This window comes from Clostridium sardiniense (assembly GCF_050584765.1).
Taxonomy (GTDB): domain Bacteria; phylum Bacillota; class Clostridia; order Clostridiales; family Clostridiaceae; genus Clostridium; species Clostridium sardiniense_A.
This window is the reverse complement of sequence record NZ_JBNOOR010000001.1, coordinates 1583778-1600607: the sequence shown is the minus strand read 5'-3', so window position 1 is coordinate 1600607 and position 16830 is coordinate 1583778. Positions and strand designations below refer to the sequence as shown.

The 16830-nt window shown below is 27.4% G+C and carries 16 protein-coding genes; 11 read left to right on the top strand and 5 right to left on the bottom strand.

The features are described 5' to 3' along the window. The first annotated feature begins 2 nt into the window (after positions 1–2). The 5 genes from ACQPUW_RS07905 to ACQPUW_RS07885 all read left to right on the top strand — a co-directional run bounded on the left by ACQPUW_RS07905 (position 3) and on the right by ACQPUW_RS07885 (position 5001). Positions 3–653 (top strand): ABC-2 transporter permease, encoded by a 651-nt coding sequence (locus tag ACQPUW_RS07905; protein ID WP_430836911.1) that lies wholly within the window; start codon positions 3–5, stop codon positions 651–653. 1 nt (position 654) lies between these two features. Beyond that, positions 655–1335: an ABC-2 transporter permease gene (locus ACQPUW_RS07900; protein WP_430836910.1), complete on the top strand. Its 681-nt coding sequence runs from the start codon at positions 655–657 to the stop codon at positions 1333–1335. A gap of 205 nt (positions 1336–1540) precedes the next feature. Continuing rightward, complete coding sequence (locus ACQPUW_RS07895) at positions 1541–2293, top strand: MurR/RpiR family transcriptional regulator (protein ID WP_430836909.1); 753 nt, start codon at positions 1541–1543, stop codon at positions 2291–2293. 2 nt (positions 2294–2295) lie between these two features. Beyond that, entirely contained in the window at positions 2296–3465 is a 1170-nt protein-coding gene (locus ACQPUW_RS07890) for a MalY/PatB family protein (RefSeq protein WP_430836908.1), read from the top strand. Between the two features lie 225 nt (positions 3466–3690). After that, complete coding sequence (locus ACQPUW_RS07885; RefSeq protein ID WP_430836907.1) at positions 3691–5001, top strand: PTS sugar transporter subunit IIC; 1311 nt, start codon at positions 3691–3693, stop codon at positions 4999–5001. 133 nt (positions 5002–5134) lie between these two features. Here ACQPUW_RS07885 and ACQPUW_RS07880 read toward each other — a convergent pair whose 3' ends face one another. Next, positions 5135–5812 (bottom strand): HAD family hydrolase, encoded by a 678-nt coding sequence (locus ACQPUW_RS07880; protein WP_430836906.1) that lies wholly within the window; start codon positions 5810–5812, stop codon positions 5135–5137. A gap of 123 nt (positions 5813–5935) precedes the next feature. Between ACQPUW_RS07880 and ACQPUW_RS07875 the strand changes: the two genes are divergently transcribed. Continuing rightward, positions 5936–6745 carry an alpha/beta fold hydrolase gene (locus ACQPUW_RS07875; protein ID WP_430836905.1) on the top strand — a complete coding sequence of 270 codons (810 nt, stop codon included), beginning with the start codon at positions 5936–5938 and terminating at the stop codon, positions 6743–6745. Between the two features lie 50 nt (positions 6746–6795). On the opposite strand, the gene ACQPUW_RS07870 is transcribed toward ACQPUW_RS07875, so the two are convergent. Next, a complete protein-coding gene (locus tag ACQPUW_RS07870) occupies positions 6796–7164 on the bottom strand; it encodes a winged helix-turn-helix transcriptional regulator (protein WP_430836904.1) in 369 nt (122 codons plus the stop codon). Between the two features lie 274 nt (positions 7165–7438). Here ACQPUW_RS07870 and ACQPUW_RS07865 point away from each other — a divergent pair, with 274 nt between their 5' ends. Continuing rightward, on the top strand, positions 7439–8044 hold the full coding sequence (locus ACQPUW_RS07865; protein ID WP_430836903.1) for an FMN-dependent NADH-azoreductase: 606 nt from the start codon (positions 7439–7441) through the stop codon (positions 8042–8044). Positions 8045–8131: 87 nt separating this feature from the next. Here ACQPUW_RS07865 and gltS (ACQPUW_RS07860) read toward each other — a convergent pair whose 3' ends face one another. From gltS (ACQPUW_RS07860) to ACQPUW_RS07850, 3 genes are all read right to left on the bottom strand, one after another. Continuing rightward, entirely contained in the window at positions 8132–9328 is a 1197-nt protein-coding gene (gltS, locus tag ACQPUW_RS07860) for a sodium/glutamate symporter (RefSeq protein ID WP_430836902.1), read from the bottom strand. A gap of 284 nt (positions 9329–9612) precedes the next feature. Next, positions 9613–10809: a sodium/glutamate symporter gene (gltS, locus tag ACQPUW_RS07855; RefSeq protein ID WP_430836901.1), complete on the bottom strand. Its 1197-nt coding sequence runs from the start codon at positions 10807–10809 to the stop codon at positions 9613–9615. A 242-nt stretch (positions 10810–11051) separates the two neighbouring features. Beyond that, positions 11052–12608, bottom strand: a complete 1557-nt coding sequence (locus ACQPUW_RS07850) for an ABC-F family ATP-binding cassette domain-containing protein (RefSeq protein WP_430836900.1) — start codon at positions 12606–12608, stop codon at positions 11052–11054. 163 nt (positions 12609–12771) lie between these two features. On the opposite strand from ACQPUW_RS07850, the gene ACQPUW_RS07845 reads away from it, so the two are divergent. The 4 genes from ACQPUW_RS07845 (at position 12772) to amrS (ending at position 16656) form a co-directional block, all read left to right on the top strand. Further along, positions 12772–13071, top strand: a complete 300-nt coding sequence (locus tag ACQPUW_RS07845) for a metal-sensitive transcriptional regulator (protein WP_430836899.1) — start codon at positions 12772–12774, stop codon at positions 13069–13071. Between the two features lie 22 nt (positions 13072–13093). Further along, positions 13094–14083, top strand: coding sequence for a calcium/sodium antiporter (locus ACQPUW_RS07840; protein ID WP_430836898.1), 990 nt, complete (start codon positions 13094–13096; stop codon positions 14081–14083). 277 nt (positions 14084–14360) lie between these two features. After that, complete coding sequence (gene amrA / locus ACQPUW_RS07835; protein ID WP_430836897.1) at positions 14361–15755, top strand: AmmeMemoRadiSam system protein A; 1395 nt, start codon at positions 14361–14363, stop codon at positions 15753–15755. Positions 15756–15759: 4 nt separating this feature from the next. Continuing rightward, positions 15760–16656, top strand: coding sequence for an AmmeMemoRadiSam system radical SAM enzyme (gene amrS, locus ACQPUW_RS07830; protein ID WP_430836896.1), 897 nt, complete (start codon positions 15760–15762; stop codon positions 16654–16656). Positions 16657–16830 lie beyond the last annotated feature (174 nt).

The following is a 16830-nucleotide window of genomic DNA, read 5'->3' as shown; positions in this document are numbered from 1 at the left end:
CTATGGGAAATTTACTTAAAATAGAATTTTTCATTCAAAAAAAATTTGCTAAATCATTTATAATAGCACTAATATTTATGTCAGTAATTTTTATAGTGAATGGAGGATCAGAAAGTATATATATTATGGGATCCTTTATGATATTTTATTTAATAGTAAGCACTATTGAATTATCAAAAAGAAATCAATTTCAGATATATATAAGTTCTTTGCCAATAAAGAAAAGTACTTATATATTATCAAAATATATAAGTGCTTTAATTTATATTACTTTTATCAATATATTAACTTATATAATGTATAGATTAGTAAGTATTATTATCCCGCCTAGTATGGAAGTTAATACTGCAGTTATAATTCTTACTATTTCCATTGAATTACTTTATATCTCAATACTTGAACCTATATTTATAACTATTAATTATAAATATTATAAGATTGCCAATATTATTGCTGTAATAAGTATTGTTATAATATCTAATATATTATCTAATATATTAATAGATGGATATTTAAATGGAGATTTTACAGATGTTATATCAGGAAATATTTTATTAAATCCTAATCCCATATTCTTAGTAATAGGAGCAATATCATTTATAGTATCATTTATAATTAGCAATATAATTTATAATAGAATGGATGTGAAGTAATATGAAAAATTTGGTTTTAAAGGATATAAAGGTTCAAAGATTAATTTTCTTTATGTATTGTCCATGGATGATTGTAACGAGTATTATTTCACTATTTGAATATAAAGTTGAAGGACAAAATATAGAAAGTTTTACAGGGAATTTAATGATGTTTTTTGTAATGGGGATACTGATTTTTCCTATAATTAGTATGAATTATATAATTGCAAAGAATAGTTCTAAAAGTGGAAGTATAAATATGCTATTAAGATCACTTCCTATAACGTCAAAGGATATTGTAATAAGTAAGATAATAACCCCTATAGTTATTTTTATTATATATTTAATTCCCAATATAATTATACAGGTTTCAATTTCATATTATTTGGGTGTAAGTAATGTAGTTAATATGGGAGTTATAGGGATAAGTTTTATAATATTTTATACATTATCTGTATTAAACTTTTATATAGAATTATTATATCCAAAGAGTACGATGCTATCTTATACTAGAACTGTGCCTATATTTATAATTATCCTTGGTATTAACGTATTTAAGAAATTTTTTGTATCTAAAGAAGAATTAACATTTATTTTAGAGAATTTAAATGTTGTTTTAATATTAACAAGCTTAATTTTAATATTATCTGCTATGCTATCATCGAAAATTATATTAAAGAAATTTAAAAGTACAGAATTGTAGGAATTTTATGGTTTTTAGTGGGTTATTTTGCAGATTGTGAAATAGCCCTATTTTTATTTATGAACTAGTAATGAAAAATTTGTCCTGAATTGATAAAAAAGTTGATAAAATTATCTGTATAATAAAGGTTATATAGTGATAAAATTACCATTCTATGATAAAGTAAAGTTGATTTATTTACTTAATTATGGAAGAGGTGGAATTTTTGAATTTACATAGAAGAATATCAACTTATACTAAGAATCTAACTAGACTTGAGAAGGAATTATTACATGAGCTCTTGGAAAATAAAGAAAAGTTCACTTATAAAACCTTCACAATAGAAAATATAGCAGAAATATTTACTACAAGTACAAGTACTGTACATAGACTTTCTAAAAAGTTAGAGTATAAAAGCTTTGTACAATTTAAGGACGACTACTTTGAAAAAAATAAGCTTATAGAGGACAATAAAGAGTTCTCAGATAACTCCTATATAAATTCTATAATGGAAACCTATAAGCTTGTGACAGAGAGTCCACAGGATGAAATTGTAGATAAGATGGTCAAATGCAAAAAAATCACTATATATGGTATGGGAATGAGTAATTATTTAGGTAAGATATTTCAAATAAAATTACAACTTCTAGGAATACCAGTAGAGCAACACGATGATTCAAGATTTATGAGATTATCTAGCAAGATATTAAAAAGAAATGAGGATCTTGTATTTATGCTATCAAGAAGTGGAGAAACTCCGGAACTTTTAGAAGTACTTGTTGAAACAAATTTAAAAGGAGTAGATGTTGTACTTATAACAGAATCAAGAGGATCAACCTTTGAGAGACTTTGTAGATACGTTGTTTATACAGGACATGCTCATGATTCAGATGAAAATGTTGATACTAGATTAAATGTGCATATAGCTATGGATCTCATAATAAAAAGATTTATAGAAAAGTATAAAATGAAAGGGTAAGTATGTACAATTTTGATGAAATTCTAGATAGAAAAAAAAATAACACAAAGAAATGGAATAGAGAATATATACAAAAAAGATTTAAAGATGCAAAGGAGCCGTATTATCCATTATTCATTGCAGATATGGATTATAGACTTCCGGAGGAAATAAATAAGGGCTTTATTGATATTGTTTCAAGAGGAGATTTTGGATATTTTGATATAAAAGATGAATTTAAAAGTGATATAAAAAATTGGTATAAAGTGAAACAAAGCTTAGACGTTAATGTAGATGATATAGTTCCTATAGTAGGAGCACTTACAACTATGAATGTAGTATTAGGTGAAGTTTTAAATTACAATGATAAAGTATTAGTTTTTACTCCAGTTTATGGACCTTTTAAAGATATAACTTTAAATAATGGTTTAGAGTTAATTAAAGAGCCTTTAGAAATTAAAGAAGATAGATATTTTATTAATTTTGAAAGATTAAACAAAAAGATTAATGATGAAAACATAAAATGTATATTACTCTGTAATCCACATAATCCGTCAGGGAGGATTTGGAACACGGATGAATTGGAGAGAATTTTAGAGATTGCAAAGAAAAATAATGTTTTAGTTATTTCCGATGAAGTACATGGAGATTTAGCCCTTTATAATAATAGTTTTTCTTCAATTTATAAATTAAAAGAAAAATTTGATAATTATATAGTTATAGGCTCTCCAAATAAAACATTCAATATTGCATCATTAAATGTAGGATATGCTTTGATTTCAAATGTTAATTTAAAAGATAGAGTATGTGAAGGAATGATAAAACGGAAGATACACCTAAATATATTAGGAGCAGAATTTTCAAGCATTTGCTATAAAAATGGATATCTATGGGTAAAAGAATTAATTGAAAAAATAGAAAAAAATATTGATTTAGTAAATAAATACTTAAGGCATATTGATTGTAATATTATGATTCCAGATGCAGGATATTTAATATGGGTTAAGTTTAATAAGATAGATGATAGTCTTAAATTTTCGGTAGATCTTGCTAAAAAGACAGGAGTTCTTCTAGAATGTGGGAATAGGTTTATTGATGATTATAAAGGCTTTTTGAGAATAAATGTAGCAACAAATAGTAGTATACTAGAAGAGGCAATGAAGAAGATTTTAGATTTTTATAATGAAATATAAAATTAAGAGGTTTATCTAATTTTTAGATGAACCTCTTTTAAATTTAATAATAATTTAAATAAGTATGTAAAATTTATCGGAATATATTAAATAAATAAAGTGAAAAGGATAAAATGATTAATTAAAATAGAATAAATGGAGAAATTTCTCTGATAAAGGGATATATTGTTAAAATATAAATTGATATAATTAAAATATACATAGTAGATAAAAGGAGAGAGGGATATGGAGAAATTTACGAATTTAATTGAGGAAAAAATGGTACCTGTGGTATCAAAAGTTACAAGCATGAGGTATTTTAGTGCATTACGATCAGGGTTTTTAGCTGTAATGCCACTTACAATTATCGCATCAATATTTTTACTTATAACTAGTTTCCCAGTGGAGGGATATCCAGAATTTATGGCAAATATTTTTGGCGAAAACTGGGTTTCATATATATCACCAGCTTACAAGGCTACTTTTGATATGATGGGATTTATGCTTTGTGGTACTTTAGCTTACAAATTATCAGAGGATTATGAGCTTGATAAATTATCAGTTATGATACTTGCTTTAGTTTCATATATAATAATAACTCCTAAAATAGCTATAGCACCAGAATCAGGGGAAATAGTTTCAGGGGTACTTCCAATGGCATGGCTTGGATCTAAGGGAATATTAGCTGCAATCTTTATGGGAATAACTTCAACAGAGATATTTAGATTTGTAGTTAGAAAGAAAATGGTTATAAAATTACCTGATAGTGTACCACCTATGGTATCAAGATCATTTAGTGCACTTATACCAGGAGTGTTAATTATAGCTTTTAGCCTTTTAGTAAATGGACTAGCTTTAGCAGCAGAAACATCACTTCATGAATGGATATATGAAATGCTTCAAGTTCCACTTCAAGGGTTAACTGCATCTATTGGAGCTATAACTATAGTTGGATTACTTAATGGATTATTGTGGTGGTTTGGTATCCATCCTGGGGTTGTTAATTCAATAGTAAATCCAATGATTACAGCAAACACATTAGAAAATCAAAAATTATTTGAAGCTGGCAACTTAAGTCTTCAAACTGGTCATATTGGTACAATTCAAATGATTGATCAATTTGCAACTATTGGAGGAGCAGGTATGACAATCGGATTAATAATATCAGTATTACTTGTTGCTAGATCACAAAGATTAAAGATGCTTGGAAAACTTAGTGCTGTACCTGCATTATTTAATATAAATGAACCATTAGTATTTGGTCTTCCTATAATATTTAATCCATTAATGTTAATACCAGTAGCATTAGCACCTACAGTTTCTATACTTATTGCATATTTTGCTCAGAAGATAGGATTTATGCCATTATTTAATGGAATCCAAGCTCCTTGGCCAACACCAGGAATATTTAGTGGATTCTTAGTAGCTGGATGGCAAGGGGCAGCAGTACAAATTATATGTATATTAGTATCAACTATGATATACTATCCATTTGTTAAAGCTTTAGATAATCAATACAGAAAAGAAGAGTTAGTAGAAGAACAAAATAATTTATAATGAAATTAAAAAGTTATATTATATTTTAATTCATGTATTTAATAACTTAACAATAAAAATATAAAAGCCTACTTAATAATTATTAAGTAGGCTTTTATACAATGTAGTTTATTATATATAATCTAAAATGTAATTAGTCTAATTCTAAAAACTCTTTATTAAAATTAAAATCTACAATAGTACCACTAACAAAAGGCAGATTTTTAAATAAATATTCTTTTTCTGTAGGAGTAATTACTATTATTTTACCTATATTAGCTCTCCTTGCAGCTTCAACGCCAGATACAGCATCTTCAAAAACAATACAATCTTTAGGGTCTAAATTAAGTGCTTTAGAAGCTTTTATATACATATCAGGCTCAGGTTTACCAAGGATTGTCCCATCATCAAAAATTATCTTATCGGTATCAAACCATTTATCTAGATTAAATTTTTCTATAAAGAATGATACATTTTCTTTGCCAGACGCTGTAGCTATAGTAAAAGGAATATGTTTTTCTTTTAAGTAGTCAAATAATTCTATAGCACCAGGTGCTAGTTTAAATGAATCTTTATCATCTAAACACATATCTCTATAAACCTTTTCTTTCTCTTCAGATAAGGTTTCAAAGCTATTATCAGTAAAAGTTTTTTCTAGAATATACTCTAAAATCACTTTGTTTGTTCTACCATGGACATTAAGTCTAATTTCTTCATCACTTAACTCATGTCCCCTAAGATCCTTTGAGAATCTCTTCCATGCAAGTTCATGCTTTTCTGAATCCCAAAAAAGAGTTCCATTAAAATCAAATATTATTCCTTTGTATCCCATAAAATACTCCCCTCATAATTAAATTAACAATTATATTATATCAAAATATTTATAATACTAACAGATGGTCTAATATCTTTAAAAAATACATATTATCTAATATTAATAAATAGAGGTGTTAGAATGTATTATCAAAAAATCAGTAAAGATGTAAAAATAGCGGTAAATGATATAAATCCAAGTGGAAATCCTGCCGTGTTATTTATTCATGGTTGGCCGCTAACTAGTGAAGTATTTGAGTATCAATATAATATATTACCTAAATATAATATACGTTGTATATCAATAGATATTAGAGGATTTGGAAAATCAGATAAACCTTTTGAAGGATATTCTTATGATGATTTAGCTGATGATTTATATAAAGTAATAAAAAATTTAGAAGTTAAATCTTTAACTCTTGCTGGGTTTTCAATGGGAGGAGCAATAGCTATTAGATATATGGCAAGACACAAAGGATATAAGGTATCAAAACTTGCGCTCTTAGGAGCAGCAGCACCATCTTTTACAAAATACCCTGGATATCCATATGGAACTTCAAAAGAAGATGTTGATGATATTATTAAAGCAATATATAAGGATAGACCAAAAGCTATAAGTGATTTTGGAAAAAATTTTTTTGCAAGCAATATAAGTGAAGAATTTAGAAGTTGGTTTTTAAGAGTATCACTTAAATCTACAGGATATGCGACAATAAAGACAGCTATATCTCTTAGAGATGAGAATATGTTTGATGATTTAAAGTGTATAAAAGTACCAACTGGGATATTTCATGGAATGCTAGACGAGATATGTCCTTTTGAGTTCGCTTTAGAATTAAACAAAAATATACATGGGTCTACCCTATATGCTTTTGAAGAGAGTGGTCATGGGCTATTCTATGATCAACTAGATGAATTTAATAAAAGGCTTATTAAATTTATATGTAAATAAAACTAAAAGGGCTAAGAATATAGCTCTTTTAGTTTCTAAATAATAATATATTAATCTAAAGATGAATTAATATATTCCATTCCATAATTATGCATATTTTCAAGTATAGGTATTATTTTAATACCTATATCAGTTAATCCATATTCAACTTTAGGAGGAACTACCGGATAAACTTTTCTATATATTAAATTATCCTGTTCTAAACTTCTAAGTTGGTTAGTTAACATTTTTTGTGTTACATCAGGAAGTTTTCTTTTTAATTCACTAAATCTTAAAGAACCATTAGTTAAATACCATAAAATAAGTATTTTCCACTTTCCTGAAACTAATTTGTGTACTAAAATCATTGGACACGATTCAGGCTTTTCACAAATTTCATTCATGTGACACTTGTCATGAAAACTTAAGTTTTTAGTCATTATATAAGCACCTCATATTTTATATTTATTATATTATAGCATAAATTAATAAATAATATTTTCAAGTATAGATATAAAGCGGGTTATTAAAGTTAAATTAATTACAGTATCTTTTTAGATACTATATATAAAAAAAGTGCCTACTTGTTAAAAAAGTATATAAGTAATATACTTTTCTCATGGAAAGAGAATAGTATATTATATTTAGTAAATAATAAAACATGTTTAAAATAAGATATTTACAAGAAAAATATACATAAAGGAGAGAGTAAAAATGAGTAAAGTATTATATATAAAAGCAAATATAAAACCAGAAGGAAAATCAAGAACTTACGGTATAGCAGATGAGTTTATAAATGAGTATAAAAAGAATAATCCAAATGATGAAATTATAACTTTAGATTTATATAAAGAAGGTATAGATTTCCTAAGAGGAGAAGATTTAAGTGTAGTATTTGGACCTAAAAATGAAGATAGCAGAAATCATAAGGTACTAAAATATGCATATCAATTTAAAGAAGCAGATAAATATGTTATAGCGGCGCCAATGTGGAACTTAAGTATTCCAGCAATATTAAAAGCTTATATAGATTATGTAAGTGTAACAGGAATAACATTTAAATATACTGCAGAAGGTCCAGTTGGATTATGTGAGGGTAAAAAAGCACTATTTGTATCATCTAGAGGTGGAGATTATTCAAATGCTGTTACTTCAAATTTTGAAATGGGAGAGAGATATTTAAGAACTATCTTTGCATTCTTCGGAATAAAAGATTTCCAAACTATCACAGCAGAAAATGTAGATGTACAAGGTATAGATGCAGATGGAATTGTAAAGGAAGCAAAAGATAAAGCAGATAAATTAGCAAAAGAATTTTAATAAAAGATAAATAGGATTCATATCTTTAATGATTTTTAATCATGGAGATATGAATCCTATTTTATTATGTAAATATTAAATATAATTCTAATGAATTATATTTATAAATAAAGTTATAATGGTTGAATTTACAAAGTCTATAAATAAGCATCCTACAATTGGTACTGTAAAATAAGCATTTGGTGCAAATCCAAATTTACTTGTTAATGCATCCATGTTTGCAATGGCATTAGGCGTTGCACCCATACCAAATCCACAAATTCCAGATGCAAATACAGCAGCTTCATAATCTTTTCCCATAACTTTAAAGGTTATATAGTAAGCAAATAAAGCCATAAGGATAGTTTGCCCAATTAACATTATAATCATAGGGATTGCTAAATCAAAAAGTTCCCATAGCTTTAATCCCATTAAAGCCATAGATAAGAAGAATGATAGACTAATTCCACCTATAGTTTCAATTTCTTTTTCAACAAGAGGAATATTTCTCATATCACATAGATTTCTAATAATAGCAGCAGCAAGCATTGCACCTATGTATGATGGGAAAGTAAGTCCTAAGTCTTGAATAAATCCTGATATTATTGAACCAAGTCCCATGGCAATAAAAATTAAGGAAACACCTTTCATAAGTCTATTATTACAAAGAATTGCTTTGTTATCTTCATGAAAATTGCTTACTGGAATAGATTTATCATGAGATTCTTTTGGTGTTTTTAAATTTTTACGTTCTATTAGATTCTTAGCAATAATACCACCAATTAAACTACCCATAATTAGCCCAAAAGTTGCAGAAGCAAATGATACTGTAGTTGCACCAGAAATACCCATAGACTCTAATAATGGCCCAAAGGATCCAGCAGTTCCATGTCCACCGATCATTGGAATGGAAGCTGTACAAAGCCCAATTAAGGGATCTAAATTAAATAAAGATGCTAAAGATACACCTAAAATATCTTGAGATATTACAAGCAATGTTGATAAAAGTAAAAATATAGCTACACTAATACCACCTTTTTTTAATATTTTAATACTAGCTGTAAATCCTATACTAGTAAAAAATGCAGTCATAAAGACATTTTGTAGTGTAGTATCAAGTGTTATAGTTGCAATATTAGTAACTTTTAAAATAAGAACAACTATTGCAAAGATAATACCACCTATAACTGGTGCTGGTATACAGTATTTAGATAAAACTGATATTTTATTTTTTAAATATTGCCCCATATAAAATACCAGTGTGGCCAAAGCCATTGTTTGAAAAATATCAAATTTTAATTCCATATGTTTAGCCCCCTTTTTAGAAATGCATTTAATAATTATATAAAATATAATAAATATTAATATGCTATTTTTTAATATATGAAATCTTTTAATGATAATTTTACAATATTTTTAATAAAATTAAAAGTTTTTTTACATAGATTAAACATAAGGAAAAATATTACAATAACAAAGGGATATTAATAAGTAAGGTATAAAACATAATAAAAAAGACCTATCTAATTGATATAAAAACAATTAGATAGGTCTAAATATTATAATATAAATTAACTCTATAAAGAAATTTAACGTAATATATTTATAAATAATGTAATTACAGCTGAATTTACAAAATCTATAAATAGGCATCCTACAATTGGTACTGTAAGATATGGAGTTGGTGCAAATCCAAACTTACTTGTTAATGCATCCATGTTTGCTACAGCATTAGGAGTAGCTCCCATACCAAATCCGCAATTTGCAGATGCAAATACAGCAGCTTCATAATCTTTCCCCATAACTTTAAATGTAATAAAGTAAGCAAATAAACCCATAAGAAGCATTTGTCCAACTAGCATTACAACCATAGGACCTGCTAAGGCAAAAAGTTCCCATAATTTTAGACTCATTAAAGCCATTGATAGGAAGAATGAAAGGCTTATTCCACCGATAACCTCTATTTCTTTCTCTTCAAGTTTTACATTTTTCATGTCACATAGATTTCTTATAATAGCAGCAGCTATCATAGCACCTATGTATGATGGGAAAGTAAGTCCTAAGTTTTGAATAAACCCTGAAATTACCGAGCCAATTCCCATTGCAATAAATATCCAAGAAACACCCTTCATAAGTCTTTTATTACAAAGAATTGCTTTGTTATCTTCATGGAAGTCACTTACTGGTATAAATTTATCATGAGATTCCTTTGGTGTTTTAAGTTTATTACGTTCAATTAAATTTTTAGCAACAAAACCACCTATTAAGCTACCCATAACTAGTCCAAAAGTTGCAGAAGCAAATGATACAGTAGTTGCTCCAGCAACTCCCATTTCCTCTAAAAGAGGGCCAAATGAACCAGCAGTTCCATGACCGCCAATCATAGGGATAGAGCCTGTACAAAGTCCAAGTAAAGGATCTAAATTAAATAATTTTGCAAGTGATGCCCCTAATGCATTTTGAGATACTACTAATAATATAGAAAGAAACAAAAATATTATTACGTTAAGTCCTCCCTTTTTTAGTATCTTAATACTAGCTGTAAATCCTACACTAGTAAAGAATGCAGTCATAAATAAATTTTGAAGAGTAGTATCTAAAGTTATTGTTGCAATATTAGTTATTCTTAGAATAAGAACTAAAACTGCAAATATAAGACCACCAATTACTGGTGCTGGTATACAATATTTTGATAAAAATTTTATCTTACTTTTTAAAAAATTTCCTAAATAAAAAACAATAGTAGCTAATGCCATTGTTTGAAATATATCAAATTTTAACTCCAATTATGTTCCTCCTTTGTGATAAGAAATTAAATGCAAATTTTGAATTATCTATTAATAATTTTACTATATTTTTAATAAAAGTTAAAGTAATTATGAAAAAATGAGAAATTTATTATTTTAAAGACTATAAATTATTTTATAATAATTAAAATTTGAGAAGAAATAAGGAGATTAAATAAGAATAATAAAAGACCAACAAAAAAAGTTGATCTTTTAGGTAGAAATTGTATTAGTAGTATAAACTATACTATTTTAGTAGTCCAGTCTTCACAGTTCCAAACTTCTGTAACTATATCTCTATAGAATTCTGGTTCGTGTGATACTAGAAGTATTGATCCCTTATATTCTTTTAAAGCTCTTTTAAGTTCATCTTTTGCATCCACATCTAAGTGGTTAGTAGGCTCATCGAAGATAAGAATATTAGTTTCAGTATTAAGTATTTTACAAAGTCTAACTTTTGCAGCCTCTCCTCCAGATAAAACTCTTATCTTAGATTCAAGTTGTTTAGTAGTAAGTCCGCATTTAGCAAGGGCAGCTCTTATTTCATATTGAGTTTTGCTTGGGAACTCATTCCAAACTTCTTCTATACAAGTATTATTATTTTCTTCTCTATCTTCTTGTTCAAAATATCCTATATTTTGATAATCACCTAACATAACTTCACCAGATAGTGGCTTAACTTTTCCAAGTAAGCTTTTAAGTAGAGTAGATTTACCAAGACCATTAGCACCAACTAAAGCTATCTTTTGACCTCTTTCCATGTAAAGATTAAGTGGTTTTGTAAGAGGTTCGTTATACCCAATTACTAAATCTTTAGTTTCGAAGATAGTTTTTCCTGATGTTCTTGAATATTTAAAATCAAATTCAGGTTTTGGCTTTTCTTTTGAAAGCTCTATTCTATCCATTTTATCTAATTTCTTTTGTCTTGATTTTGCCATACCAGTTGTAGCAACATTTGCTTTGTTTCTAGCAACGAAATCTTCAAGTCTTGCTATTTCTTTTTGTTGCTTCTCATATGCTATTTCAAGTCTTTTCTTATTTTCTTCATGCTTTCTTTTAAATTCATAATAATCTCCAACATATCGTGTAAGTTTTCTTTCTTCAACATGATATATTAAGTTAATAACATCATTTAAAAATGGAATATCATGAGAGATAAGTATAAATGCATTTTCATAACTTTGTAAATATCTCTTAAGCCATTCAATGTGTTCTTCATCTAGATAGTTAGTAGGCTCATCTAGAAGTAATATATCAGGATTTTCTAAAAGAAGTTTTCCAAGTAATATTTTAGTTCTTTGACCTCCTGATAAATCATCTACATCTTTATCAAGACCTAAGTCTAAAAGACCAAGACCTTTTGCAACTTCATCAACTTTTGCATCTATCGTATAAAAACCATTGTTATCAAGCATGTCTTGAATAACAGCAGTTCTTTCAAGCATTTTATTTAGTTCATCTTCTGAAACCTCACCCATTTTTTCATAAAGTGAATTCATCTCAGCTTCTAAATCAAATAAATATCTAAATGCCTCTCTTAAAGCATCTCTAATAGAAGTTCCTTTATTTAAAACAGCATGTTGGTCCATATATCCAACACGTACATTGTTTGACCAAATAACTTTTCCTTCATCAGGCATAAGTTTACCTGTAATTATATTCATAAAGGTAGACTTACCTTCACCATTTGCACCAATAAGTCCAACGTGTTCTCCCTTTAAAAGTCTAAAAGAAACATCTTCAAAAATAGCTCTATCACCAAATCCATGGTTCATCTCTTTAACAGTAACTATACTCATTTTATCCTCCTAAAAATATATTGCTAAGAATAAGTTTAATAGCACTATTATATTTTGTAAAGAAAAAGTGTACAATATTAATGGCTTTTAAAATTAAAAAAAATAATGTAGAATATAAGAATGAAGAAAATACCACCTAGAGGTATAAGGAGGATGTTCTAAAATGGAAAATGATAAAGATATGTTAATTTTTGATGAGCATAATGAAAAGCTCAGAAAAGATATAATGAATAGACTAAGGAGAATTGAGGGGCAAGTTAAAGGAATACAAGGAATGATGGAAAAAAATACTTGTTGCGGTGATGTCCTTGTTCAAGTTGCTGCAATAAGATCTGCTATAAATAATGTTGGTGGCTTAATTATAGAGAATTACGCCATAAATTGCTTAGGCTTTGAAGAAGGATCAGAGGAGCAAAAGAAGGTCCAAGTACTGGTTAAAAAGATAAATAACTTTGTAAAGTAAGGTATATAAGGGAGTAAGAGGGATGAATAATATCACTGATATAGTTATTTTAATTATAGGGTTTATTCTTTTAATAAAAGGAGCAGATATTTTTGTTGATGGATCATCAAGTATAGCAAAAAAGATAGGAATACCATCAGTTATAGTTGGACTTACAATTGTTTCACTTGGAACAAGTGCACCTGAACTTGCAGTAAGTTCAATATCAGCTCTTCAAGGAAATAATGGAATTGCAATAGGTAATGTTTTAGGTTCTAACATATTTAATACATTAGTTGTGCTTGGAGGCACAGCTATTGCAATGCCACTTATAATTAGAAAGAGAATTGTAAAGAGAGATTTTTTTGTTAATATATTAGTTGCAATAATACTTTATATAATTGCTTTTGGAATTAGCTTTAATGGAAAAGATGGATTAATATCAAGAATAGATGGATTAATATTATTATCATTATGTATAATTTATACTATAGTGTTAATAAGGAGTGCTATTAAAGATAAGGGCTCTAGGGACATAGATATGGAGTCAAAAGTAGCTATTACTAATATAAGGATAGGACCAAATATTATAAAGATTATAGTTGGAATAATTGGAATTGTACTTGGAGGAAAGTTTGTAGTTGATTCAGCTACTAATATAGCCTATTCAATAGGAATGAGTGAAAAATTAGTTGGACTTACAATTGTAGCAGTTGGAACTTCTCTTCCAGAACTTGTAACATCTATAGTTGCAGCTCTTAAAGGAGAAACTGAAATTGCAATAGGAAATGTACTCGGATCTAATATATTTAATATATTACTTATACTAGGATTGTCATCAACTATTAATCCAATAGTTGTAACAGGAAACCTTTATATGGACTTGTTATTCCTAATAATAGTAACTATAATTATAGGAATAATAATATTCTTTAATAAAGATAAAGAGATAAAGAAGCTAAACAGACTAGAAGGAACAATTTTAATACTTGTATATGTTGTTTATCTTTCATATATTATAATGAGAAATTAACAAAAAGAGCTTATATTAATATAGGCTCTTTTTATTTATAAAAATATAGCTTATATAAGATTAAGGAATTTAGATAAATGAAATAAATAATAAAAGAACCAACAAACTTATCATACTTAGAGAGAATAAAAGTAATAAAATACATTATTATAATAAAGGTAAAATTTTAAATAGTATTTTTATTAATAGTTAGGAAGAACAATGATAATAATATTTATAAGAAAAATATTAAAGATATTATAAATTACTAGTTATTCTAGGAAAGAAGGAGTATGAAATGAAGGGATATTATTTAATGCCTCACCCACCAATTATGATACCAGAAGTAGGTAATGGGAAAGAAGAAGAGATAAGGGAAACTATTAAGTCTTGTGAAATTATAGGGAAAGAGATAAAAAATAATGATATTGAAACAATAATTATAATAACACCACATGGGAATGTGTTTAGAGATGGAGTATGTATAATAGATGATTATAATATAGAGGGTGATTTAAGTAGATTTGGAGCAAGTGATGTATATTATGATTTAAAGATAGATAGAGATATTACTAAAAGAATTTTAGAATATTGCATAGAAGAAGAAATTCCAGTAGTTAATTTAAATAAAGATAAAGCTAACTTATATAATGTAAAAGTAGAACTTGATCATGGAGCACTAGTTCCACTTTATAATATTTTAAAAAATAAGCATTATAAAATAGTTCATATAACATATGGGCTTCTATCACCTATTGAATTATATAAGTTTGGAATGCAAATAAAAAAGGCAGTAGAAGAAAGGGGAGAGAAGGCTGCATTTATAGCATCAGGAGATTTATCACATAGACTAAGTGAAGAAGGTCCATATGAGTATAGTCCTTATGGCGAAAAATTTGATAGAGAATTAATAGGGATATTAGAGCGTGGAAATATAGATGGATTATTTAAGATAGATGAAAAGTTGATTTTAGAAGCAGGAGAATGTGGATTAAGATCTCTTTATGTATTAGCAGGTGCATTAGATGGAGTGAAAGTTAAAGGAAACTTATTAAGCTATGAAGCACCTTTCGGTGTAGGGTATGCTGTTATGAGGTTTGATGTTGAAAATGGAAAGTCATTATATAATGATTTAATCTTTGAGAAAGAAGAAAAGCACAGAAGAAGAAAAAGAGAAGGTAATCCTTATACAAGACTTGCAAGATTAAATATAGAAAATTTCTTTAACACGAGAACTTCTGTAAGATATAAAGATATAGAAGATGAAGAATTGTTAAGAAATAGGGGAGGCGTATTTGTATCTTTAAAGATAAGAGGAGATCTAAGAGGATGTGTAGGGACAATAAAACCTACAACAGAATGTATAGGTAATGAAATTATAAAAAATTCATTAAGTGCTGCATTTAATGACCCAAGATTTTCAGAACTAAGAAAAGATGAATTGTTAGAATGTGATATATCTGTAGATATATTGCATGAAAGTGAAATCTGTAAAAAGGAAGATTTAGACCCTAAGATATATGGTGTTATAGTTCAAAATGAGGAGAATATGGGATTGCTATTACCTAATTTAGAAGGCATAGAAGATGCAGATACGCAAGTTTCCATAGCCCTTCAAAAGGGGAATATATCTCCTTTCGAAAATTATATATTAAAAAGATTTAAGGTAGATAGATTTGAGGAGGTAGATTAAAGTAGTGAAAGAAGCTCGATTCTATAATATAGAAGACGGAAAGATAAGATGTAATTTATGTCCTCATAGGTGCTTAATTGAAGATGGTCATTTTGGAATATGTGGAGTAAGGAAAAGTAGCTCAGTATGTGGGGAACTTAAATTATATACAATAAATTATGGTGAAATAACAAGTATTTCTATGGATAGAATAGAAAAGAAGCCATTATATGAATTTTATAAAGGAAGTAAAATATTATCTATAGGATCCTTTGGATGCAATTTTAAATGTTCATTTTGTCAAAACTATTCTATTTCTCAATATATGCCTAAATCAAGGAAGATGACAGTAGAAGAAGTTTCAGAGCTTGTGTGTTCAGATTTTGATAATCTAGGAATAGCGTTTACATATAATGAACCTAGTATTTTTTATGAATTTGTATATGATGTTTCAAAAAGAATAAAGGAATTAAATAAAGATAAAAAAATAGTTCTTGTAACTAATGGATATATAAAGAAAGAGCCATTTAAAGAATTAGCTCCATTTATTGATGCAATGAATATTGATTTAAAAGGAGATAATGATTATTATAATAAATTATGCAAAGGACGTATAGAGCCTGTTAAAGATATTATAAAGATAGCTAATAAAAGTGGAATACATGTTGAAATTACTACACTTTTAGTTACAGGAGAAAATACAAATAATAATTTTATAGAAGAATTAGGAGATTTTTTAGAAAGCATAGATTCAAATATACCTCTTCATTTATCGAGATATTTTCCAAATTATAAAATGACAAAAGAAATGACGTCATTAGAAGAAATGAAAAACGCATATAAACTACTCAAAGGTAAAGTTAAAAATATATACTTAGGTAATGTTACTGAAGAAGAAGAGAAATATATAAAGAGAATATAGATATATAATAATAATGGCATATAGGATTTAAATTATCCTATATGCCATTTTTCAAAGTCTAATAGATAGTCATCTTCAATTCTAATAGATTTAGTTATGATTAAAACAGTGTATCAATGAGCAAGACTTCACATAGATAAAGCAACAATTTTTATAATCATGTTACAAGAAAGT